The 23,925-nt window shown below is 29.3% G+C and carries 22 protein-coding genes; 18 read left to right on the top strand and 4 right to left on the bottom strand.

Going from position 1 to position 23,925, the window contains the following annotated elements:
- The first annotated feature begins 148 nt into the window (after nucleotides 1-148).
- From OW730_RS24620 to OW730_RS24575, 10 genes are all read left to right on the top strand, one after another.
- Nucleotides 149-367, top strand: coding sequence for a helix-turn-helix transcriptional regulator (locus tag OW730_RS24620; protein WP_271226699.1), 219 nt, complete (start codon nucleotides 149-151; stop codon nucleotides 365-367).
- 1 nt (nucleotide 368) lies between these two features.
- Nucleotides 369-674 (top strand): DUF6442 family protein, encoded by a 306-nt coding sequence (locus tag OW730_RS24615; protein ID WP_271226698.1) that lies wholly within the window; start codon nucleotides 369-371, stop codon nucleotides 672-674.
- Between the two features lie 202 nt (nucleotides 675-876).
- The gene (locus OW730_RS24610) at nucleotides 877-1,410 is read left to right on the top strand and encodes a GNAT family N-acetyltransferase (protein ID WP_271226697.1); all 534 of its coding nucleotides are present in this window, start codon (nucleotides 877-879) and stop codon (nucleotides 1,408-1,410) included.
- A 101-nt stretch (nucleotides 1,411-1,511) separates the two neighbouring features.
- The gene (locus tag OW730_RS24605) at nucleotides 1,512-2,135 is read left to right on the top strand and encodes a TetR/AcrR family transcriptional regulator (RefSeq protein WP_271226696.1); all 624 of its coding nucleotides are present in this window, start codon (nucleotides 1,512-1,514) and stop codon (nucleotides 2,133-2,135) included.
- A 146-nt stretch (nucleotides 2,136-2,281) separates the two neighbouring features.
- Nucleotides 2,282-4,375 (top strand): efflux RND transporter permease subunit, encoded by a 2,094-nt coding sequence (locus OW730_RS24600; protein WP_271226695.1) that lies wholly within the window; start codon nucleotides 2,282-2,284, stop codon nucleotides 4,373-4,375.
- 24 nt (nucleotides 4,376-4,399) lie between these two features.
- Nucleotides 4,400-6,982, top strand: a complete 2,583-nt coding sequence (locus OW730_RS24595) for a hypothetical protein (protein ID WP_271226694.1) — start codon at nucleotides 4,400-4,402, stop codon at nucleotides 6,980-6,982.
- A gap of 267 nt (nucleotides 6,983-7,249) precedes the next feature.
- The gene (locus OW730_RS24590; protein ID WP_271226693.1) at nucleotides 7,250-7,429 is read left to right on the top strand and encodes a hypothetical protein; all 180 of its coding nucleotides are present in this window, start codon (nucleotides 7,250-7,252) and stop codon (nucleotides 7,427-7,429) included.
- 227 nt (nucleotides 7,430-7,656) lie between these two features.
- Nucleotides 7,657-8,013, top strand: a complete 357-nt coding sequence (locus tag OW730_RS24585; protein ID WP_271226692.1) for a hypothetical protein — start codon at nucleotides 7,657-7,659, stop codon at nucleotides 8,011-8,013.
- Nucleotides 8,014-8,245: 232 nt separating this feature from the next.
- The gene (locus OW730_RS24580; RefSeq protein ID WP_271226691.1) at nucleotides 8,246-9,001 is read left to right on the top strand and encodes a tetratricopeptide repeat protein; all 756 of its coding nucleotides are present in this window, start codon (nucleotides 8,246-8,248) and stop codon (nucleotides 8,999-9,001) included.
- A gap of 121 nt (nucleotides 9,002-9,122) precedes the next feature.
- Nucleotides 9,123-9,437 (top strand): hypothetical protein, encoded by a 315-nt coding sequence (locus OW730_RS24575; protein WP_271226690.1) that lies wholly within the window; start codon nucleotides 9,123-9,125, stop codon nucleotides 9,435-9,437.
- Between the two features lie 84 nt (nucleotides 9,438-9,521).
- Here the strand turns inward: OW730_RS24575 and OW730_RS24570 are convergent, their stop codons facing one another.
- Nucleotides 9,522-11,168, bottom strand: a complete 1,647-nt coding sequence (locus OW730_RS24570) for a helix-turn-helix domain-containing protein (protein WP_271226689.1) — start codon at nucleotides 11,166-11,168, stop codon at nucleotides 9,522-9,524.
- 292 nt (nucleotides 11,169-11,460) lie between these two features.
- Here OW730_RS24570 and OW730_RS24565 point away from each other — a divergent pair, with 292 nt between their 5' ends.
- Together OW730_RS24565 and OW730_RS24560 are read left to right on the top strand one after the other, a co-directional pair.
- A complete protein-coding gene (locus OW730_RS24565; protein WP_271226688.1) occupies nucleotides 11,461-12,129 on the top strand; it encodes an HD-GYP domain-containing protein in 669 nt (222 codons plus the stop codon).
- A gap of 5 nt (nucleotides 12,130-12,134) precedes the next feature.
- Nucleotides 12,135-14,102 (top strand): methyl-accepting chemotaxis protein, encoded by a 1,968-nt coding sequence (locus tag OW730_RS24560; RefSeq protein ID WP_271226687.1) that lies wholly within the window; start codon nucleotides 12,135-12,137, stop codon nucleotides 14,100-14,102.
- Nucleotides 14,103-14,180: 78 nt separating this feature from the next.
- On the opposite strand, the gene OW730_RS24555 is transcribed toward OW730_RS24560, so the two are convergent.
- Together OW730_RS24555 and OW730_RS24550 are read right to left on the bottom strand one after the other, a co-directional pair.
- A complete protein-coding gene (locus OW730_RS24555) occupies nucleotides 14,181-15,248 on the bottom strand; it encodes a M42 family metallopeptidase (RefSeq protein WP_271226686.1) in 1,068 nt (355 codons plus the stop codon).
- Nucleotides 15,249-15,299: 51 nt separating this feature from the next.
- A complete protein-coding gene (locus OW730_RS24550; protein ID WP_271226685.1) occupies nucleotides 15,300-15,836 on the bottom strand; it encodes a hypothetical protein in 537 nt (178 codons plus the stop codon).
- Between the two features lie 238 nt (nucleotides 15,837-16,074).
- Between OW730_RS24550 and OW730_RS24545 the strand changes: the two genes are divergently transcribed.
- The 3 genes from OW730_RS24545 to OW730_RS24535 all read left to right on the top strand — a co-directional run bounded on the left by OW730_RS24545 (nucleotide 16,075) and on the right by OW730_RS24535 (nucleotide 19,420).
- Nucleotides 16,075-16,296 (top strand): YdbC family protein, encoded by a 222-nt coding sequence (locus tag OW730_RS24545; protein ID WP_271226684.1) that lies wholly within the window; start codon nucleotides 16,075-16,077, stop codon nucleotides 16,294-16,296.
- Nucleotides 16,297-16,394: 98 nt separating this feature from the next.
- Nucleotides 16,395-17,570 (top strand): CapA family protein, encoded by a 1,176-nt coding sequence (locus tag OW730_RS24540; RefSeq protein ID WP_271226683.1) that lies wholly within the window; start codon nucleotides 16,395-16,397, stop codon nucleotides 17,568-17,570.
- A gap of 260 nt (nucleotides 17,571-17,830) precedes the next feature.
- The gene (locus OW730_RS24535) at nucleotides 17,831-19,420 is read left to right on the top strand and encodes a DUF5050 domain-containing protein (RefSeq protein ID WP_271226682.1); all 1,590 of its coding nucleotides are present in this window, start codon (nucleotides 17,831-17,833) and stop codon (nucleotides 19,418-19,420) included.
- A 62-nt stretch (nucleotides 19,421-19,482) separates the two neighbouring features.
- Here the strand turns inward: OW730_RS24535 and OW730_RS24530 are convergent, their stop codons facing one another.
- Nucleotides 19,483-21,627, bottom strand: coding sequence for a methyl-accepting chemotaxis protein (locus OW730_RS24530; protein ID WP_271226681.1), 2,145 nt, complete (start codon nucleotides 21,625-21,627; stop codon nucleotides 19,483-19,485).
- 199 nt (nucleotides 21,628-21,826) lie between these two features.
- Here OW730_RS24530 and OW730_RS24525 point away from each other — a divergent pair, with 199 nt between their 5' ends.
- The 3 genes from OW730_RS24525 to OW730_RS24515 all read left to right on the top strand — a co-directional run bounded on the left by OW730_RS24525 (nucleotide 21,827) and on the right by OW730_RS24515 (nucleotide 23,683).
- Complete coding sequence (locus tag OW730_RS24525) at nucleotides 21,827-22,222, top strand: hypothetical protein (protein ID WP_271226680.1); 396 nt, start codon at nucleotides 21,827-21,829, stop codon at nucleotides 22,220-22,222.
- A gap of 96 nt (nucleotides 22,223-22,318) precedes the next feature.
- A complete protein-coding gene (locus OW730_RS24520) occupies nucleotides 22,319-22,507 on the top strand; it encodes a hypothetical protein (protein WP_271226679.1) in 189 nt (62 codons plus the stop codon).
- Nucleotides 22,508-22,738: 231 nt separating this feature from the next.
- Nucleotides 22,739-23,683 carry a helix-turn-helix transcriptional regulator gene (locus OW730_RS24515; protein ID WP_271226678.1) on the top strand — a complete coding sequence of 315 codons (945 nt, stop codon included), beginning with the start codon at nucleotides 22,739-22,741 and terminating at the stop codon, nucleotides 23,681-23,683.
- The last annotated feature ends 242 nt before the right edge of the window (nucleotides 23,684-23,925 follow it).

Raw genomic sequence — 23,925 nt, 5'->3', positions numbered from 1 at the left:
AGGAGTTTAAATAAGACTTCTGCTTTTTTGTTCATTAAATGTATTAAATGTATCAGGAAAATTAAATGACAAGTTAACTAATTATAATTCCAAGTATACTTGTCATAAAAGTTAGTTAACCTTAATAGATATTAATAGAGGTGATTGAATGGATGAAAATATTGTCTTGAAAAATAGGTTAAAGGTTGCTAGAGCTGAGAAAAGTTATACTCAAGAACAACTTGCTAATTTATGTGGTGTAACAAGACAAACCATAAGTTCAATAGAAACTGGACAATATTGTCCAACAGCAAAGTTGGCATTAATAATATGTAAAGTTTTTGAGAAAAAATTTGAGGAAATATTTTATTTTAAGGAGGGAAATTAATATGTCAGTTAAAAAGGTTCAAAGAGATGAAAGAACGGAATTTATTCAAAATAAAAGTTATAAATTTGGTTACAATTTTTTAGTCCTTAGTTTATTGATTTATATTATGTACAGAACTTTTAGATATAATGAGTCAGGATTTGTATTAATAGGGTTAATGGGGACATCATTCTATGCAGTGATGGCATATCAGTACAAGGAAAAATTATTAACAATAAAAGAACATAAAGCAGAATCAATTTTGGTAATATTCTCCGCAATCGTTCATATTTTAGCATGTATTTTGATTTACCCTAATCTTAAATAAAACTTTTATAAAAAACTAAATCTTTTATAGAAATATGAAGTAAGTAAATTTTTTTAGTAGCTTTGTTTTAATGATTGCTAACTTCAAAGAATTACCCTAATTAAAGGAATTTGTTATATAATAATAGAAATGTTAATTATAAAAATTTTATATCCTATTAGTTTGATAGATATAGAATTATTTTAAATAGGGGGATGGGGAAATGAAGAATATAATTTTAGAAACAGAAAGGGTTGTTATGAAGTCGCCTATTGGAATGGTAGATAGTAATGACATATTATCTGCAATAAATAATAAACAAACTCTACAATTTTTAAGTTCAGCACCATCTGAGTATACTTTAGAAACAGCAGAATCATTTTTGGATTATCTTAAGTCAGTGGAAGCCTCAGAACATATGCTTGAATTAGGGGTGTTTGAAAAGGAAACAAATTCTTTTGTTGGGATGATGACAATTGAAGATATCAATTATGATAATCATTCATGTGAACTGGGATATTGGTTATCTAAAGAATATACAGGAAAAGGAATTGCATATGAATCAGCAAAAGAATTAATTGATTTCGTATGTAACTCTTTAGGAATGAAGGTAATTAAAGCTTATGTTATTAAAGAGCATAGAAAATCTATATCATTATTAGAGAAACTGGGGTTTATACAAAAGGAACTTTTATTAAATAATGAAGAAAATAAAGGTGTCATGGTTGATAGATATTTATATGTTTTAAATAATTAGATAAAATTGAACAAGTACATATTTTTATATTACTAAGATATGGGTTATAATAAAAATAGAACATATAGGTATTGAACAATAGAGGACTTAGGGTGATACTAATGAAAGAAGATAAAAATACTAAAAAAAAATTAAGTAAGAGTGAAGAGAATAAATTATTAAAGGAAGGTAAGCTCTTTGAAGCTGCATATGACTTATTTACATCAAAAGGAATTCATAATACTGCAATAAGTGAGATAGTAAAAAAAGCAGGTGTAGCAAAAGGAACATTTTATCTATATTTTCAAGATAAATATGATATAGTTGATTTAATTGTAGTAAGAAAAAGTAATAAAATTCTTATAGAAGCAATGGATGAAGTTATTAAGAGTGGTGTCAATAACTTTGAAGATTCGGTAATAATGTTTGTGGATTATATAATTGAAGTTTTAAGAAAGGATAAAAAGCTCTTAAAATTAATACATAAAAACCTTTCATGGGGGCTTTTTGATTCTGCTTTTAGAAATATTGAACAATATGATGACGCAAGGAAAATTATTTATTATTTTATTGATGAGTTGGAGCATGAAGGGGTAAGTCAAGAGGAAGCAGAAAAAATATTATTTATGATAGTAGAGCTCACAAGTGCAATAGTATATAGTTCTATAATATTAAAAGAGCCTGATGAAATTGATGAAATGAAACCATTATTATATAAGACAATTAGGAAAATGATTCAGAATTAAGGTGCGTGAATACGCTCCTTTTTTATTTACACTTTATTTACAGAAGTTAACAAATAAAATATTGACCAATGGTCATTTTGGGGAGTATAATGTTTTTGTGATAAAAATGACCGTTGGTCAGAAAAGATTTGTGAGGAGATGGGATTATGAAGAAGTTTGGGAGGTTTATTGCCAAACAGAGGATTTTAGTTTTAATTATTGCAACGGTATTACTAGTTCCGGCCATATATGGAACAATAAATACCCGCATTAATTATAGTATTTTGGATTATGTTCCAGCGGGACTTGACTCCACTGAGGGGCAAAAGATATTAAGCGAGAATTTTACAGCAGCTGAATCTTCCATGTTAATTGTAGAAGGAATGGAGACCAATGATATACTCAAACTTAAAAATAAGATCAGTAACATTGAAAATATTAAGGATGTTATATGGATTGATGATTTATTAAATGTAAGCATTCCAGATGATATGTTTCCAGATGATATTAGACAGGTGTTTTTTAGTGAGAACTCAACAATTCTACTAATTAACTTTGAGTATGAAAAAATATCAGATGAAACGCATAAAGCTATAGATGATATTAGAAAAGTAGCAGGAAAACAGAGTTTCCTAAGTGGAGTTACTGCTATAGTGAAGGATACAAAAGATTTATCAGATAGAGAGACTCCTTTCTATATTCTAATTGCAGTTGTACTATCAATTATTGTACTAGCAATGACAATGAAATCCACAATTATACCATTTATATTCTTGGTGGGTATAGGATTTGCAGTACTTTATAATATGGGAACAAACATATTTTTAGGTGAAATATCATATATAACTAAAGCAATTGCAGGGGTTCTCCAACTGGGAGTTACAATGGATTATTCTATATTCCTACTTCATAGATATGATGAAGAGAGAGAAAAATTCAGTGATAAGACAGAAGCTATGGCTGAAGCAATATCAAAAACTATAGTTTCTATATCAGGAAGTTCATTAACAACAATAGCTGGATTCTTAGCATTATGTGCAATGCAATTAACTTTAGGTAAAGATATTGGAATAGTAATGGCTAAGGGAGTGTTATTAGGAGTTATTTGTACAATAACTGTATTACCAGCATTACTACTTATTTTTGATAAGCCTATTCACAGGTTTAGTCATAGAACATTACTTCCAACCTTTGAGAAGACTGCATCCTTTGTAACAAAGAAATATAAATTATTTATAGTAATTTTCTTAATAGCATTTATACCTTCAATATACGGAAAGGTTAATACTGGGGTATATTACAACTTAGATGAATCATTACCAAGAGATATGAAGTCTATTGTAGCTACAAATAAATTAAAAGAACAGTACAACATGATTACAACTCACTTCATACTTATAAGTGATAAATTACCTTCTTATAAAGTTAAGGAAATGGTTCAGAAGATGGAGAAGGTTGATGGAATAGAAAAGGTTATCGCAGCTGATAAATACGTGGGACCGGAAATTCCTGAAGAATTTATTCCAGAAGATATAAAACAGAAAATTGAAAGTAATGGATACAAATTGATATTAGCAAATTCAAAATATAAAGCAGCAAGAGCAGAAGAAAATGCTCAGATAGAGGAAATTATAAGTATAGCTAAAAGCTATGATAAAAATGCCATGATTACAGGTGAAGGACCACTTACTAAGGATTTAATTAAGATTTCGGAAACTGATTTTAAACGAGTAAGTTTTGCGTCAATATTAGCCATTTTCTTAATAATACTATTGATATTTGGCTCTGTTACTATACCAGTAATTCTTGTTATGTCAATAGAACTTGCAATATTCATTAATATGGGTATACCATTCTATACTGGAACCACAATACCATTTATAGCTTCTATAGTAATAGGGTGTATACAACTAGGAGCAACAGTTGATTATGCTATTTTGATGACAACTAGATTTAGAGAAGAGTTAAGAAATGGACATGATAAGTTTAAAGCAGCTGAGATTGCAGTAAAAGGTTCTGCAAGATCAATAGTGACAAGTGCATTAACATTTTTCGTTGCTACATTTGGTGTAAGTGTTATATCAGATATGGAACTTATAAAAGCATTATGCTTCATGATGTCTAGAGGAGCAGTAATAAGTATGGTTGTAATAGTATTTGTTCTTCCATCCATATTATTAGCAAGCGAAAAACTTATATCTGTAACAACAAGAAATTGGAAGGAAAAAGAAATAAAAAAAGAAGCGGTATATAATTCTTAATAATATAAATTGGAGGAATTAAAAATGAAATGTATGTCAAAAAGAGTAGCCTGTTTAGTAATTGCGGCTTCATTATTAGGAACAAATGCTGTCTATGCACAGGATATTATTAAAAAAGATGAATCTGTTTATGTTATACTTTCTCAAAATGGAGAGACTAAAAAGACAATTGTAAGCGATTGGATTCATAGTGATGAAAAGAATATAGAGATTTATGATAGATCAGACTTAACGAATATAAGGAATCTTAAGGGGGAAGAGTTGCCAACTGAGAAGGATGGAAATCTTGTTTGGAAAGTTAATAATAATGATATATTTTATCAAGGAAACTCTGATAAACAATTACCTTTAGAGATTAAAATAACTTATACAATAGATGGTGAGGAAATACAACCAGAAGAGCTTGCAGGTAAAGCTGGAAAGGTGAAAATTAAAATTGAATACTTTAATAGAGAAGAACATGAGGTTTTAGTTAAGGGGAAGAAGAGGAAAATTTACACTCCATTTGCAGCTGTAACAGTGGTAAGTCTTCCAATTGATAAGTTTAAAAATGTAAAAATCAATGGTGGAGAGATGATTGGTGATGGTAATAATCAGGTGGTTACATTCATCTCATTGCCAGGACTTCAAGAGAGTTTTGAAGAAAGTGAATTTTTTAAGGAGTTTAAAGAATCTTTGAACTTACCTCAATATCTTGAGATTACAGCAGATGCTGAAGAATTTGAACTTGGTTCTATAATGATTACTGCAACACCAAATATTAAGATAAAAGATAAATTAAAGAAAGCCGATGCTTTTGATGAGTTAATGGATGGGCTTATAGAACTGAAAGATGCAAGTGGAAAATTATCTGATGGAAGTAGAGAACTTTCAGATGGTATGAGTACATTTACAGAAAAAATGGGTGAATTCAATAGTGGATTACACAAATTTGCTGAAGGAATGACTCCTCTAAGTGAGGGTGTTGGTCAGCTTGTTAAAGGAACAAAGAGTGCAAAAGATGGAGGTGCTCAGGTAGCTTCAGGTATTAAAGAGTTAGCTAAGGGAATTGAACAGTTTGGTCCAGGAGCGGTTAGTTTTTCAGAAGGAGCAGTTAAGTATGTTGAAGGAACAAAACAATTTGTGGTTGGTGGAAAGAATTTTGTAACTGGTGCAGAAGAATATGCTGGAAAAACTAAGGAGTTTGCAAATGCTTCTATAAAGATAGCAGAAGGAACAACTATGCTGGTACAAGGAAGTGCTAAAGCAGAAAAATCAAGTAGAGAATTAGCAGAAGGAGCAGAAAAATTATCTCAAGGTGCAAATGAAATATCTATCAATACTGCTAAATTATCTAGTGGAATAAAAGATATTTCAGATAATTCAACGCTTATTAAAGGTGGAATTAGTAAACTACAAGCTTCAAATAAAGAATTAAAAGATGGACTTGCAAATTTATCAAAAGGAGCAGATGAAAGTCTAGAGGGTGTTAAAAAGATTAAAGGTGGAAAAGAACAAGAATTAAAGATAATTGAGGGGCTTTTAGAATCTAATACTCAATTACAGAATGCTATACAAGGATTAAAAAAGATTCCAGGTAATGAAGAATTAGTTGGAAAACTAGAAGTTCAATTAGCTATGCAGAAAAAAGCTATAGATGGATTGAAAGTATCAAGCAGTCAGCTTATTTTAGGTCTTGATAATCTAAATAAGGGTATGGCAGCTTTGGAGCAGGGATCAGTGAATATGGAGGCTGGATTTGCTCAATACTTAGGAGCTCAAAATGAGATATTTGGTGGTTTTGGTAAATTAAATGAGGGAATAAAAAAAATAGATGCAGGAGCACAAGCACTTTCAGAGGGGACTAAGGAATACTCTAAGAAGATGAATGAATTTAAATTTGGAAGTATTAAATTAGCTGATGGAATGAAAGCTATTTCTGATGGTGGACAACAATTAAAACCTGCTTCACAGAAATTATCTGCAGGTGCAGAAGGATTAAAAGGGGGAGCGGCTAAGTTAAATTCAGGGATAGAGCAATTAAATGGAGGAATAAGTGGTTTATCAGAAGGACTAGCTAATCTTAATGAAGGAGCGGCTAAATTAGAGCAAGGAGCAAAAGGAATTACAGAAAAAACTCCAAAATTAGTTGCAGGTGCAGAACAGGTTTCTTTGGGGCTGAATAAACTTTACACTGAAGGAGTTCTCGGATTAGAAAGTAAGCTTCCGGAACTAAAAGATGGTGTAGATAAACTTGTTGCTGGGGGAGATGCATTAAATGAAGGATGTGAAAAACTATCTAGTGGTGCAGAAGAATTAAGTGTTAATATGAAGAAGTTCCATGAAGAAGGCATAAAGAAAACTTACCAAGAACTAGACCATAAGATTGAAGATGTTAATTATTTAATAGATATAAAAGATCAAATAGTAAAGTTATCTGAAAGTTACGAGGCCTTTACGGATATTGGTGATAATATGGGTGGTAAGGTTAAATTTGTGATGAAGACTGAATCTATTAAAATTGATAAAAATGAAGAATTGTTGAATAAAGATGCAATGAGTAATATAAGCTCATCTAAAAAGGAGGAAAAAGGATTTATTAATTGGGTGAAAAATTTGTTTAATTAGTTACTTATTAATAAAACAAAAAAAGAGCTGGTTAGCTCTTTTTTTTTGCAAGTTGAAAGCAAAAAGAATTATTTGTCGAAAATTTTATAAAATGCTTGCCATTAACAGTAATAATATGTATAATTTTAAGTAATAACATAAGTATTGTAATATTTATTATTAAAAAAAGTTAGTTGTGGAAAGAAGCATGTGATATGCTTAATTAAAATAAAAAAGCTTCTATAACATGAAAGAGTGATTTTAGGAAGTATTTACAAGGAGAAGAAGATGGGAAAATACAAAATATTTAAAGATCATACTAGTGAAATAATAAGAATAAATATTTATAGTGGTGCATTAGAGGAAGTTGAAGAACTTAAAGGTAAAGAATATGAAATTGTAAATAAAAGAGAAGAATCAACAAGAGTGGCATATTATATTAGATTTATTAATACTGAAGAAGAATAGAATTGAATGTAGCAACCCAAGAGGTTGCTTTTTTATTGGAGAATTTTATTAATACATATTAAAGTTAATGTGGTAAAATTATACTATAAACCCTATTAATATTATGCAACAAAGATATATAAGTAAATAATGAATAAATTAATTAGAAAGTTTAGCGATGTATTTACATAGTATTTAATTGAAACAAAAAGTTTATAGATTAAATAATAAAAATAATGGAGGGTAAAATGGGGAAAGTAGATAAAGTAAAAAGTATTACAGTTAAATCACGGAAAAAGCTAAAGAAGATAGCTAAGGATAAGTTTGGAATGTCTGATGAAGGAATAGAAAGAGCTAAGAATATAGGTAAAGGAATTGGAGTTGCTGTAGTTGCATTTACAATTGGAAGAGTAACAAGTAGTAAAAATAAGAATAAGGATAATGCAAATGCTGGAGAAGAAACAATAACTGCCATTGGAGGACAAGTTAGTAATAATACAACAGCTAATAATATTGGAAAAGGAGCAATTGTTACTAAGGGGGGCGGTGTTATTGTTAAAAAGATAGTGGTAAACGGGCATTTGAATATGGATATTAGCAAATAAAAAACTAATTTAAAATATATAAGTAAAGTGTATTTTATATGACACTCAAAGTTGACTAAGCTTTGAGTGTTCTTTATTTTTTATTTGCAAAATACATATACTGTAAATAAAAGAATAAAATGATATAATATATTAATGAGTTTGCAAAGATGGATATAGCGTTGAAATATAATATTAACGTAAAATTTCAATTAAAGATAAATTACATTGTGAACAAAAGGAGATATATAAGATGTTAATAAAAAGAGGTGTATTAGTTGCTTCTACAGCAATAACAATGTTGGTATTAGTGATTTTAGGAGTTGATTTACCTTTAGCAGGTATTATAACGTTTATAGCAATAATAACAGCATATATGTCGATTTCTATAAAAAGAACTAAAGATAGATTAAGTTTGTTGAATGATAAATGTGATCCTGAAGCTTTTTTAGATAGGACAGAGAAGCAGAGGGAGATTACAGGAAAAAAGCCTAAGCTTAATGCATACTTAAATGTGGACAAGGCTGCGGCTTTGTGTTGTATGGGGAAAGTTGAAGAAGCAAAGAGTATACTAATAGATATGGATAAAGGAATACTTTCAAGAAAAAATGGTGCGTTGTTGATATACACTATTAATTATATTTTATGTTTATATGACCTTGGAGAGATTGAAGAAGCTGATAAATTATATGAAACAGAATTTATTAATTTACTACAGGATTGTATTTTATCAGACAAACCAAGATTTAAGAGAAGAATTAAATTTCTTGTAGCTGAAAGAGAATTTATTCATGGGAAATATGAAGAAAGCAAAAAGAAATTTGAAGAATTATATGAGGAAGGATTTAGCAAACGTCATAGGATAGCTGCGTTACATGGACTTGCGCGAATTAATGAAAAGCTGGGAGCAAGAGAAAAAGCTATAGAACAATATACTAAAATAGTAGAATTGGGTAATAAATTATACATAGTAGAGGAAGCAAAAGAAAAGCTAAAGGAATTAAAATAATAAAGAAAAAAATGTAATGGGGTCAGACCCCATAGCAAAAAAAGTTGAAAGTGATTTATCTTAAGTATATTATAAATGGTGTATGTGCAATAAGATACTATTTATATTTTTGGAGGAAAGTATGTTTAATATTCAAGATATAATGTCAGAAAATTTTTCAGGATATCCTGAAGAGACACAGGAGTTTATGAAAAAGTATAATGAAAAGATTAGAGAAAATTTAAAAGAAGAATTGATAAATGATATAGGAGATAATATGCTAAAGGATATGGATAAAGGTAAGGATAATTTCATAAGTATGTTATCTCAAATACTAAACAATGGGTGGAAAGGGTTTAATAAAATGTCTACTCAGGCACTTTTAAACATGTACTTAGAGCGTAAAAGTCAGGAAGACTTTTTTAAACTTATAGAAAAAGTGAATAAGGAAGTATAGAACATGGTGGACAGATTTATCTTTTGAGATAAACCTGTCCAATTTTATTACATAGAAAATTTGATAGAAAAGCAAATTTTACAATTAAGGGTTTTTTAACACTTTTACTTGTGATTTTAGCCATGAAACAACTGATTTCTTGTCTTTGTTGATTGGAGAGATAGTATTCCATAAATCCCAAAAATGATTACAGAAACCATTTACTATAGTAGGTTCAGTAATAGAAATACATAGATTATTGTGTGAGTTATCCTTTGACGAAGTATTATTTTGGTTATCGCTTTGAACGAATACAGCATCATAATCCTTTATCATATAAGAAACATGGGATAAATCTTTTTCACTGGTATCATTTAATAATGCAATTTGATAATTATCATTGTTTTCAAGTAAATTTATCATATTTTCTAAATGAATAAGAATATCAAAAGAAACTTGGGGATTTATATTATTTCCGTTATTTTCAATAAAATCTATAATAGATTGTTTTGATGAAATAGCATAGAATTTAAAGTTTTTCAGTTGGGTTTTAAATGCCTCAACTCTTCTTTCATGAAATAAAATCATTTTTGAAAGTTCCTTATCAGATAGTTTTTCATTGTTTAAGAATGTATAATTTGAACTATTTAATGGAAGAGTAAATAAATTCAACTCAGGATTTAAAGCAAATCTATTTCCCTTTGATTCTTCAGACAATGTTAGTTCAGATAGTAAATCTAGGTCTATTTTAGTATATTTATTGTTTATAATAGGTGAAGAAGAATTATAGTAATTACTTAAAGTTTTTTGTAGAATAGTTAATACCATCTCATCTCTTATTAGAAAAGCAAAGTCAATTTTATTAACATTCTCATTGCAAAAGCATATTAAAACACCTACTGTGGGTATTATTATAAATTCCTTAAAATGTATAAGAGAATCATGATTATTTAAGTAATTTAAATCATATCTTTGTAAGTTGAAATTCATTAGAAATTCACTTATTATTTTTATATTTCTATCTTTATTCTTCATTAAGGATATGAATTTAGTAATATTCCATCCTTTTTTTTGCACTTCTAATAAGGTGTTATTCCATTCATAATAAGTTTCTTCATAGTTAGAAAAAGAATCTAATTCAGTAAAAAAAGTTATCAAAATAGAATCATTGATGTTTGAGGGCTTTTTTTTCAAACTTTTTAATAAATCTAAGGCGGTATTTATTATGTTTTTATGACCTAGTATTATCTCGAAATTACTTGAGTAACCATATTTACCAGATATAATATGTATGGGATCAAGAGTACTATTATTAGCATTATGATTTTTAATAAAGTCATTTGATTTTTGATTGTTATTAGTATTTATTATAGAGCTATAAGTAACTCTATCTATATTTTTTAGTGTGTTGTTAATATTATTTATAGATGATGAGGTATGAAGAGAGGTTAGTAAAATTTTATTTATATATTCACTCATGTTACAACAATGATTATCATCTAAGGAAATATTAAAGCTAGTAAATAAGTTTATAATTTCTTGACTCTGATATTCATTAATAATATTGTCAGCTAAATAATTTGAGATTAATCCTAAGTAGTTTGAGTTAGCGTTTATTTTTCTTTTGCCAGTTTTCCATTTACTTATTAAAGAAGGATCAACATTAAGCGCGGTAGCTAATTTTTTACCACTTATATTTAAAATATTCAGTAGTTGAGTAAGGGATATTCCGAAGTTTGAGTTATTATGCATATAATCACCTTTACAAGTAGTTTTATATTTAATATAAAAATTAATATGATTAATCATATTACTAAAATTATACTATAAAAAATGGATTTTTTCTAAATAAAAATTAAATTTTATATATATTAACAAAAAAAGTGAATGTCAATAAAGTGTCAATGACTCTTTATTGACATTTTCGATTAGTTTATTGAATAGAATGATGTTGAAAAGTATAATTAATAGTCGGAAAATATAATAAATTGAAGAAAAATAAGTTAATTATAGGATATTATGGCGATGAAGAAGAGGTGTTTTGATGGATGAAATTAAAGGGGTATTTACTAATGAATATATAATGAAAGCTATTAAATGTAGTAAAGTAGTAGATTATATAAATTTAATGCAAGGTATTATATCTTGCAAATCACAGGATATTACTAATCACTGTATTAGAGTGTCTATGTTATCTTATGAAATAGGTAAAGCATATAATCTTAAACAGAAGGATATGGAGAACTTGATTATAGCTTCAAGTATGCATGATATAGGTAAAATATTTATTCCTGATGATATTTTGAATAAGATATCAAAATTATCACAAGAAGAATATGAGATAATCAAAACTCATTCTAGAAGAGGGTATGAAGTTTTAGAAAAAATTGAACAGTTTAGAGTCGCTGCGCAATTAGTTTTACATCATCATGAAAGATGCGATGGAAAAGGTTATCCTAATGGGCTATACAGAGAAGAAATACCTCTTTTATCAAGGATTATTACAATTACTGATGCTTTTGATGCAATGATATCCCAAAGAACGTATAAAGAACCCATGAGCATTGATGATGCTATTAAAGAGCTTCAAAATAATAGAGATGGTCAATTTGATGGAGAGATTGTAGATGTATTTGTTGAGTTGATAAGAAAAGATATTTCTTTATTATTTAAAAATAGAAACTTACGAAATCATATTAAAGAAAGGAGATAATACTTATGAAAAGCTTAAAGTATAAAATTATGATACCAGTATTACTTTGCGTTATAGCTGGAATGATATCATTATCAGTAATAACATATTTTGAATCAAGAAAGATAATTGTTAATGATGTAGAACAGTTAGCTCAAAGTAAGGTTACAAAATTAGTGAAGATTATTGATAATAATATTAATGTATGGAAAGGTGAAATAAAATTATTATCAAATATAAAACCAGTTAAGAACTTGGATTTTGAAGAGTTTAAAGAATATGTAGATGATAACAAAGAAAGCTTAATTGATTTTCATGATATTCTTATAGCAGATAAATGGGGGAAGTATAGTAGTGCTAATGGCAAAAATGGAGATATTAGCGACAGAGATTACTTTTCAAAGGCTTTGAAAGGGGAGACAGTTGTGTCAGAACCTGTAATATCAAAATCTGTTAATGAGCCGATTTGTGTTATAGCGTCCCCAATTAAAGATGTTTATGGGAATATTAAGGGAGTAATTGGAGGAACAATAAAACTAGCTCATTTATCTGATATAGTTAACCAGGAGAAATGGGGTAAAAATGGGTATGCGTACATGGTTAATAAAGAAGGGATAGTAATAGCTCATCCTAATGAAAAAATGATACTTGAGTATAATGCTTTGAAAGAGGGTAGTGATTCAGTTAAAGAGATGACAGGAAATATGGTTCAAGGACAAGAGGATATTAAATATTATGATTTTGAAGGACGAGAAAAGATTGCAGCTTATTCACCTGTAACAGAAACAGGATGGTCAATAGCCATGACAACTTTTTATAGTGAAATAAGTAGTGGAATTTCAAAGATTAGAAATACAATAATAATTATTGGATGTATAGTAATTGTTTTAATTGGAATAATAGTATATTTTATAGTAAGTCAAAGAATAAAACCAGTAAAAGAAATGGCTGATATAACTAATGATGTAGCCTCTGGTAATCTGAAAGTAAAAGTTGATATTAGTAGTAATGATGAAGTAGGAATACTTGCAGATAACTTTAATCATATGATTGAAAATATAAGAGGGTTAATATCTGAAATGAATGATATGGGAATTATGGTAGCTTCACGTTCTCAAGAAATGATGAGTTCCACTAATGAAGTTAGTAAAGCTTCTGAGCAAGTAGCAAATACAATATCAGAAATGGCAATAGGTGCCACGGAACAAGCACAAGCTTCGCAACAAGGTAGTGAAATGGTAAATACATTAATAACTGGAATTAATCAAATATCTGTGAAGTTGGTTAACTCAGAACAGCTTACAGTTAAGGCAATGGAAAATGTCAATGAGGGTATGAAGAATGTAGAATACCAAGATATTAAAACAATTGAAAATAAGAATGCTGCAATGAATATTGGGAATGTTATATCTTCACTGGCAGAGAAATCACAGCAAATAGAACAGATAATTGAGTTTATAAGCAATATTTCAGAACAAACAAATTTATTAGCGTTAAATGCGGCAATTGAGGCAGCTAGAGCAGGAGAACAAGGAAGAGGATTTGCAGTTGTAGCTGAAGAAGTAAGAAAATTAGCAGAAGAATCAAGTAGGGGAACACAGAGTATAAGTGAACTTATACATAAAATCAATATTGAAGTAGAAGGTGCTGTTAAGGAAATGGACGGTGCTAAAAAAATAGTTTTTGAACAAGAAGAAGCATCTAAACAAACAGAAAGTATATTTAAAGAGATTTTAGGGTCTGTTTCAGTTTTAACAGAAAATATAAAAGAAATTTCTGAAGCAAGTAGAATGATTAATGATAATTCAAAGGTAGTAAATGATAATATAAATAATATTGCCAGTATAACACAAGAAAATGCTGCTGGAACTGAAGAAGTGGCGGCCTCAGTAGAAGAACAATCAGCTTCTATTGAGCATATTTCGGTATCTGCAGAAGAACTTGCAAGTGTATCTAATAAGCTTCAGGAGTTGATACAGAAGTTTGAAATATAGAATGTTGTTTACCAACTAATAAGTTAATAGTGCTATAAACTAAGAAATATAAAAGGTTTATAGCACTATTTTATTATTTTAAAGGAAATTTAAAGTATTAACAGTCATATCTCTAATTAATGCTGCAGCTAAATCAATAGAAGCTTTATAATCAGATAAAGCAGAAAAACCATAATGTGTATGAGCATATCTGACAGGGGTTCCAAGTATAAGACATGGAACAGCCGATTCTTCAATATGTATTGGACCAGCATCCGTTCCACCACCACTGCGTACAGCACATTGATAAGGAATATTGTTTTCTTTAGATGTGGATTTAGCTAGAGAAATTAATCTGTGATTTGCAATTAATCTCTTATCATAGTGTCTTATTTGGGTTCCTTTTTTTAGAGCTCCTTGAGAATCATATTTATCCATAAAGGTATCATCTGCTGGAGAACCTTCAAATACAATAGCTAAATTAGGTTTTATTGTATTTGCATTGACTTTTGCTCCTCTACAACCAACTTCCTCTTGTACTGATATTGAACCGACTACATCCACAGGAAGATCTAATCCTTCTAAGGCTAGTAATGTTTCAAGTACACATCCACAACCTAATCTGTTATCAAAAGCCTTACCTAACATAACACCTGTCTCTTCATTGAAAGAAAATTCAGCATGTGGGATAACAGGGGCACCAGGTTCTATTTTGAAAGTATTAATAACTTCATCATAACTTGTAGCTCCTACATCAATTACCATATCACTTATAGGTTGAAGAGTTACAGGTCCAGTTATAAAATGAGGTGGTTTTGTAGCTATAATCCCCTCAACGTATTTACCTTCTTCATTTTTAATCATAACTTTATGAGCAGGAACATTTTGAGCCATCCATCCCCCTAAAGGTAAAAATCGCATAGTACCATTTGCTTTTATGCTCTTAATAATAAAGCCAACCTCATCAGAGTGACCATCTAGCATAATAACGGGTTTATTTCCATCATGATTTTTTCTGTATAGTACTAGATTTCTCATGGAGTCTTCTTTTATATTGAAGACATGTCCAAAGTCTTTCTTTATGATTTCTACAACATCATCCTCAAAACCAGGTGCACCATAGGCATTTGATAGTTTTTTAATGAGTTCAACTGAGTTAACTTTCATATGATTCACTCCTTTTTTATTTATGGTTAATTTATATAGTATAAAAAATTATTATTGGTTCAAATCAATAGAAATGGAATGTAACTCAAAACGTTCCTTTATAAGTTCCCCATCTATTACATATTCTATATCAACGTAAACTACTGAATTTGAATCTAAATCATAACTATAATTTAGTTTGCATTCTGAAGAGGTTAGTCCAGTCCCTAATGGGATTTCAAGGGTTCCATTAAGGCTAGTAGTACTGAAATTATCGCTAGAGAAATGAGTACCATTTACTGGAGTTTTAAGTACATCGGTATTTTTATCTCTCACAGAAATTGTAGCAGTTATCGTATCTGTTTTTAATTCTTTGGTACCAATGTATTTGATAGAAGAACCAACGAATAGATCTTGGTAATCTCCTAAGAATATATTTCCACCTTTAAAAAGCCAATTGGAATTTTGACCATGTAATAAATATGCCTCTTTAATATTAGACTTAAGTGTTCTGCTATGTTTTAGTTTATAATCAGAATAAAAGAAGATAGTGAATAAATTGCTTATGATTAATAGTATTATTATTGATACATAATGTATTTTTTTCATGATTATGAGACCTCCTTACATATATCTAAAGTATAACATTTTGTATATAAAAAGTAACTGTTTTGGGAATAATCAACATGTAAATTTTGTATGTGTACCAGGTACGCATCCATATTTTGTCTGTGTACCAGACTCCGAAACATTGACCCCGAAACATTTTTTTAAATAAAAAATATAGTATAATATTTGAAAGGTGTGTTAAAGTTTAGAATATATGAATATCTAGGAGGAAACAAATATGGCAGGAATTAAATTTGAGATAAAAGAAACCTTAGGAACTCTGTCAGAGTCATCAAAAGGGTGGAAGAAAGAACTTAATATAATCAGTTGGAATGATAGAGCACCAAAGTTTGATATAAGAGAATGGGATCCTGAGCATCAAAAAATGGGTAAGGGTGTTACTCTTTCTAATGATGAGTTAAGAGAATTAAAAAGAATACTTGATAATATGGATATATAACATAAGAAGCAGCCAAAAGGCTGCTTTTATTTTGTAACTCATTTACAAATATTGGTAATGGTATTAAAATATAATAAGACGGTATTAAGGAGGAAGTTATGAGAAGAAGAAATATTTATGTGTTGATCGTGGCTTTAAGTCTTATTAATATTTTTTATAATAGCAAAGTGGTACAAGCAATTAATAATGAAATTAATCAAAGTATAATTGTGATTGATAAAAAATTACAACAAGAGGAAGAGTTATCTATAATGTTTACTGGAGATATTCTTATGCATGACTCCATGATGGAAAGTGTTAAGGAGAATGGCGAATACAAATTTGACGATTTGTTCAAGGAAATAAAAGGTGAATTTGAAGGTAACGATATTAATATATCTAATATTGAGTCAGGTATAAATGAGGAAAGACCTGTATCAGGCTATCCTTGCTTCAATGCACCAAAAGGTATACTAGATACTATGAAAAATCTTAAAGTAAAGGTATTAATAAATTCTCATAACCACATATTAGATACAGGATATCAAGGCCTGACTAATACTCTCAAAAAGTTAGAGGAATCAGGAATTAAAACTTTAGGAGCAGGATATCCTGAAAATAAAAAATCAATTGTTCTTAATAAAGGGAAAATAAAAGCAGGGGTAATGGCATACACTTATGGAGTTAATGGAGGAAATAAGTACAAGGATTATATAAACTATATTGATAAGGAAAATATAAAGAAAGAAATTAAGCATTTAAAGGGAGTAGGGTGTAATTACTTAATTGTATATTTGCATATAGGTACAGAATATAAATTAGAGATTGAAACATATCAAAAGGAATTAATAGATTTTATAATAAATCAAGGTGTAGATGCTGTAGTATGCAGCCATCCCCATGTACCAAGAAAATCAGAAATAATAAAGATTGATAACAAAGCAGTATATGTAAATTATGGTATGGGGAATTTTATAAGTAATCAGAACTATAAATATACTGATATTGGAACTATATCTAAGATAAAAATTGGATATAGTGAAGGGAAGACTTTTCTAAAATCAGCATCAAGTATTCCAGTTTACAGATTAAGATACGAAGAAGAAAAGAAAATATATAGAGCTATTTTAGTTAGGGATTTAGATAAGTTCAAAGAACATATATATACAGAAGATATAAAAATCATTAAGAAAGTGGCTAATGATGTAGGCTTTAAATATACTTGTGATAAAACAAAATCCAGTTTAAAAATACTGAAAAATATAGCTCCTTGTTGGGAATATACTGAAGTATAAATATCATTAGTGTAATAGAAAATTTTTCAGAACAGGGGAATTTCTAAGAAATATAGCTGCAGTTTCATAATGCATTAGAAAAAATATTGCTCTATAATACAAAGTGTCAACAGCGAAAAAATTACTTTAGAGTTTAAGAATATAAGAAATACCTTGCCACAGAGATAGGAAATAACTTCTTCTATGTAAGGTATTTTATTTTTTTGCAACTTTATAAATTGCACACTTTATTTACACTAAATTATTATGGAGGTAAATGAATGATAAAAAAACTAATGATGATCGCATGTACTATAGGTATACTATCAGTTGTATCCCATACTAATGCATCTGCTGAGACTGTTTTCTATAAAAATAACTCTGGATATGCATATAAATATGATAATGAAGTTGGGCTAAAAGTTAAGTGGCTTATTGGTACAGAAAAGGATAAGTCTCATACTGCAGCTGCTGGTAAAAAAGCCTCTTATTATGTTACTTCAGAAGGTGCTGAAAAAGTTCAATATAATTTATGGTATTATGATACAAAGGGGAACTGGGTTAGTACTGGTTGGAGTGGTATTGTAGATTCCCAAAAGCCATATTTAATTACTCTTCCTGAAAATGAAGTATTGGTAGAGGGGCTTAACAAAGTATCTGTATGGGTAAAAAGAGCAGAGGTTACAAATGGTAAATATAAAAATGAAAGTGGAAGTTATGATTGTTACAGTTACACTGGCGTAATAGCAGAAGAAGGACATGATATATTAAATAATAATATAGCGTATAAACGTGAACCTGAAAAGTTTATATTAAACAATATAGATAATCCACAAGACTATGAGTATAAGGTTATGTTTTATGATAGTGAAAAAGGTGTTTTTTCAAACGGTGAATATGGAACTGCTGAAATTGATATTCCAAATCATGAAGTATTGATTAATGTTCATATGAGAAAAAAAGGCTCAGATGCTTCATGGGATGCTTATAAGTTATTTGCAGTTGATCAAGTAAACATTGTAGGAAATTCAGCTGGTAACATTAATGGTCCTGCTATGTTTGGTGGACTTGTAGCATCTCAGGGAAAATATATCTATTACTCAATTTTAGCTGAGGACCCTAGGTATAGTGAATATTGCAAAATATACAGAGTGAAAAAGGACGGTACAGATAAACAGGTTTTAAGTGAGACTCCAGGAGCGTATTTAAATGTTGTAGGTGATTATATATATTATAAAGACTTTGGTAACAGAGGTAGTTTGACTAAAATGAAGATTGATGGAACCGAAAAAGAAGTATTAGACAGTGGGGCTTCAAATATTACTGTGATTGGTGATGATATATATTATGTTAATAATGGTCTATATAAAATTAAAACAGATGGTACAAATAAGGTTAAACTTAGTGACAATATAATTCATAAGTTAAGTGTATCAGGAGATTATATTTATTACAGAAACGGGGCAGTTGATAGAACTATTTATAGATTAAAAACTGATGGAACCGAGGAAACACAAATATATAATGATATGGTAGATCATGTTATACCTTCAGGGGATTGGTTGTATTTCACTAAAGTTGAAGGGGAGAATGAACCAGGTGATGCGTCAATATATAAGATGAAAATTGATGGTACGGAAATACAAAAACTTAATGATGAACAATCTACAAACATAAATGTGGATGGTGAATATATATATTATACTACTCTTAATGGATTATATAAAATGAAAACAGATGGAACAGATAAAACAAAAATAGAACGAAAATATTACGCTCATGAGTTTTATGTTATATCTGGAGATGTATATTCCACTTATACTTGGTCTGATTTCATCTATTCTTATGGCTTATTTAAGCTTTCTGAATAACAATGTGTATGTAGAACCCCTAGGTGGAAAAGTCCACCTAGGGGTTCTTTGTTAGTTTGTATTTAAATTGTAAATTTATCTATTGCATCTTTTAATTCTTTTGAATTATTTTCTAGCATTTTAACATGTTCGTTTATTTCCTGCATAGTTGAGTTTTGTTCCTCAACTGATGCTGAAACTTCCTCAGCGGCAGCTGCTGATTGTTCACACATAACATCAATCTCATTGATTGTTTCTAAAACTTGATCTTTTACATTGTTTAATTCATCAACTCTATCATATAAGCTGCTTATTCTGTTCATAGAATTTGCTATTGTACCATCTAATTCTATAAATATTTTTTCTGTACTCATAACAGCATTATTCTGATCATTGAATATTTCTTTTGTTTCATTAACAACATTAATAGTTTTATTTGTATCATTCTGAATGTTATTAACGATTTGCTGTACGTCAGCAGCAGCTCTGCTTGATTCTTCTGCAAGTTTTCTTACTTCTTCAGCAACTACAGCAAAACCTTTTCCTTGTTCTCCTGCTCGAGCAGCTTCAATAGCAGCATTTAATGCAAGCAAGTTAGTTTGTTCTGAAATTTGAGAGATTGCGCTTGTAAACTCACCAATACTCTTTACTCTTTCTCCTAAAGCACTAACAACATCAAAGATATCTCTAATAGATTTATTAGTAATCTTTTGTTTTTCTGTAAGGTCGCTAGTTACTTCCTTTCCTTTTTGTCCCATAATTCTCATTTCTTCAGCTGAAGCTTTCATTTCATCAGCATCTTCTCTAATGTTATTAGCTGTTTCTTCTAATTGGCTTCCTTTTTGAACTCCCTCTTGGGTTAATTTAGCTTGTTCTAGTGCTCCAGCTGCAGTTTCTTCTACTGCAGATGATACTTGATTAATTGTAATAGTAGACTGATCAACCATATCTGCTAGCATAGATGTTGATTCGTTAACAGAATTAACAGTACTATTTGTTTGGTTAACAAGCCCTTTTAAATTTTGAACCATTACATTGAAGGAATTTTTTAATATTCCAATTTCATCTTTTTCCTTAACTTTAATATTTACAGTTAAGTCACCTTTGCTTACCTTTTCACTGATTACTGTTAATTCTTTTATAGGCTTTGTAAAGGCATTGGCTAAGAAGTACATTACTGCTAGAGAAATAAATATTGCAATAGCAGTCATCACCATAAACAAGTTAATAATATTTTTAACATCTGTAAATACTATTTCTTCGTTAGCAGAAGTTACTATAAATATATCATGTTTCTTATCATGTCTTACATAAGAAAGTTTTTCAACTTCTTTTTTAGTAACTAAATCCTCAATTGTGTATTCTAAAAAATCATTATCTGTAGATAGAATTTTTTTGCCAACATCTTCTCCAGTCTTGATATCCTTTACATTTATAGTTGTTCCAACAATATCTTTTGCAGAAAAATAAAGAAATGTCCCTTTTGAATCTAAAATAGCTACTGTTTTATCTTTACTCATTTCTTCAATATCACTTTGGAAATAGTCTCTTACCATAGATTGATATTGTTTTACTTCCTTATGTATATCATCTATATAGTTACCTGTACTTATTATCCAGCCCCAAGGCTCAAAGTATTTAGAATATGCTCTTTTAGGGCTTAAATTCCCAGTTCCTACATCTTGCGGTCTTTCCCACATGAAGTCTGTATAACCGTTATTTTTATTGTTTTTTGCTGCGCTAATTATTTCCTGTATTAGCTTAACACCATTAGGATCTTGAAGATTTGTTCTATTAATACCTTCTTTTTGAGGAATTATTGGGTGAGCTAAAAGTACTCCATTTTCATCATCTATCCATAAATACCCGTCATCACCATACCTTATTTCCTTAATTAATTCTTTGGCTAATTCTTTAGCTTCATTTTCACTCAAAAGACCAGACTCATATTTTTTGTAGACTGAGTCTATAACTGACATAGAACCATCCACTTGATATTTAATAAAGTCATCGTATTGATTAAGCATATCAGCTTCTATAGAATTGATATCCTCACTAACTCTACCATACAACTCAAATATTTTATCAACTTCGGTCTTAATTGTATTTTTTGTCTGTTTTACTAGGGCATCTTCTGATACATTTACTGTTATTATTCCTAAGATAATTAGAGTAAATATTATCAATGCAGATGTGCCTAGCATAAGTTTAGCTTTAATACTTTTCATTTGTAACCTCCCATTTTCAATTAAAGTTAAATTTATACATTGACCACTTAATTTATTTATCGAATATTGTCGAGATGTCTTTATAAGTAAATAATAATTGAGTTAAATACAAAATTTAGTAAATTCAATAGTATAAAAGTAATGCAAGCAGCATATATATTAATTTGGTGGGTATATAATTTCTAAGGGGAGAGGTAAAATGATACTTCAAAAGGTTGTAGATTTTGCTATTAAGATAAAGGTGATAGAGAGTGTTACAGGAAGATTAAGAATTAATGTACCTATAATAAAGAAAATACCAGAAGAATATCATATTAAAGATGATACTTTAACTTCAGTTTTCCTGATTATTAAGGGAGTTACATCTGTAGAATTTAGCTATTTAACAGGAGATGTTATTTTCACATATGAACCAGAGATTACAGATAAAAAGCAAATCTTGAAAGATGTGAGAAAGATGATTCAAATAGCTTTTTCTTATAGAAAAGAATTTGATTATATAACCGAAGGTATAACAATTGGAGAGCTTAAGAATGACATTGGAAGAATGTCTGAGATAATTAAACATGAGATGAGTAAATGCGTAAATTCTTAAATTAAGATATAGTATCATAAAACCTGAAAAGAAAAAATATATATTTAGTAAAGAAACCGTCAAATTACATACTAATATTATATTTTGGAGGGTTCTATGAATAAAGAAAAAATTCTTAAAGTAATATTCATAATTTATGCTTTAGTGATGATCATAGTTATTGCGCTTATGAACTTTGACATAATTCCAATGATGTCAAAGGTATGGTTAATAATTTTAATTGTATTATCCATTATAATTTCATTTATTTCCACTGTAATTCTAAAAGAAAAAAATATCAAATAGAAAATTTAGAGATTCCGAGTGATAAATAAACTTATACATACTTAAAACTCATAGAAACACTTCGATTTTGATTAAGTATAAATAAAGTTTCACTATGGAATCTCTACATATGATAAAATAACCTTATATGGAATATTGTTAAATATTCCATATAAGGTTTTTAATTGAACAACTCAAATCAAAATATATATAAGAAATCTAATTATAATAGACCTATAAGGTGGGGATAAGGTGTTTGAGTGGCATAGAACAATACAAAATATGGTGAATATAATTGAAGGGCAATTAGTAAAAGATTTTAATGAAGAAATGACACTAACATACTTGGCAGAAAGATTAGGGTACTCACAATATCATGTAACAAAGAAGTTTAAGAATCTTACAGGGATGACTTTTCGTAATTATGTTAGATTACGAAGACTTGCTTATAGTGTCATTGAACTGAGGGATACGGAAAGTCGAATAATTGATATTGCTGTTAAGCATGGGTTTTCATCTCAGGAGGCATACACAAGGTCTTTTAAAAGTGAATATGGAATAACTCCAAATGAATATAGGAAGATGAATGTACCACTTGTTCTTCAGTCAAAACAAAACACATTTGATCCATACTATTTAGGTATAGGAGAGATTTCAATGAAAAAAACAGAATTACAAGAAGTTATTATTGCAAGAGTTACTTTGCCAGCTCATAAACTGGTGTATATTATGAATATTGGTGCTGATAATTACTTTTCATTTTGGAAATTGCAGGAGAAGATACCAGGACAGGATTGTAACACAATTTGTGGATTATTAGAAAGTATAAAAGGTAAGATTGATACAGTATCAGGTAGAGTAGGAGAATTTGATGGGCAAATTGGTGGATGGTTCTATGATGAATCTGGGAAAAAAGGGTACTTATATGGTATTCGAATACCCTTAGATTATGATGGTGAATTGCCTAAACAGATGATATGCACTGATGTACCTGAAAGAGAATATATTATTTTCTCACATCCTGTATTTGATTATGAACATATAGGACATTCAGCATGTGAAGCCGTAGAAAATGCTATGGAAAACTATGATTTTGGAGCTTGTGGGTGTGAACATGATAAGGGAGCAATGATTTATCAGATGCATAATCCTGAAATTATTGGGTATAGATTATATGTGCCTATTAAAGGAATGTAATAGAAGTAGAGTGTATGAGCTTTAGTTGAGCTTATGCACTTTTTTTAGTATATTAAGGATTTTGTCGAGAATGTTGAAGAATAATATGTTCTAATGGTATTTCAGGAAATTATAATCAAAGTATCATTAAAAAGTATATGAGAAACGATGAATTTCGAGAATTTTAAATTTTATTTAATTTTTTTTGACAATTCTTTTAATACAATATATTATTTAATTATAACTAATTGAAAAAAAGGGGA

It is taken from the genome of Oceanirhabdus sp. W0125-5, assembly GCF_027938815.1.
Taxonomy (GTDB): Bacteria; Bacillota; Clostridia; order Clostridiales; family Clostridiaceae; genus Oceanirhabdus.
This window is presented reverse-complemented; position numbering and strand designations above follow the sequence as displayed.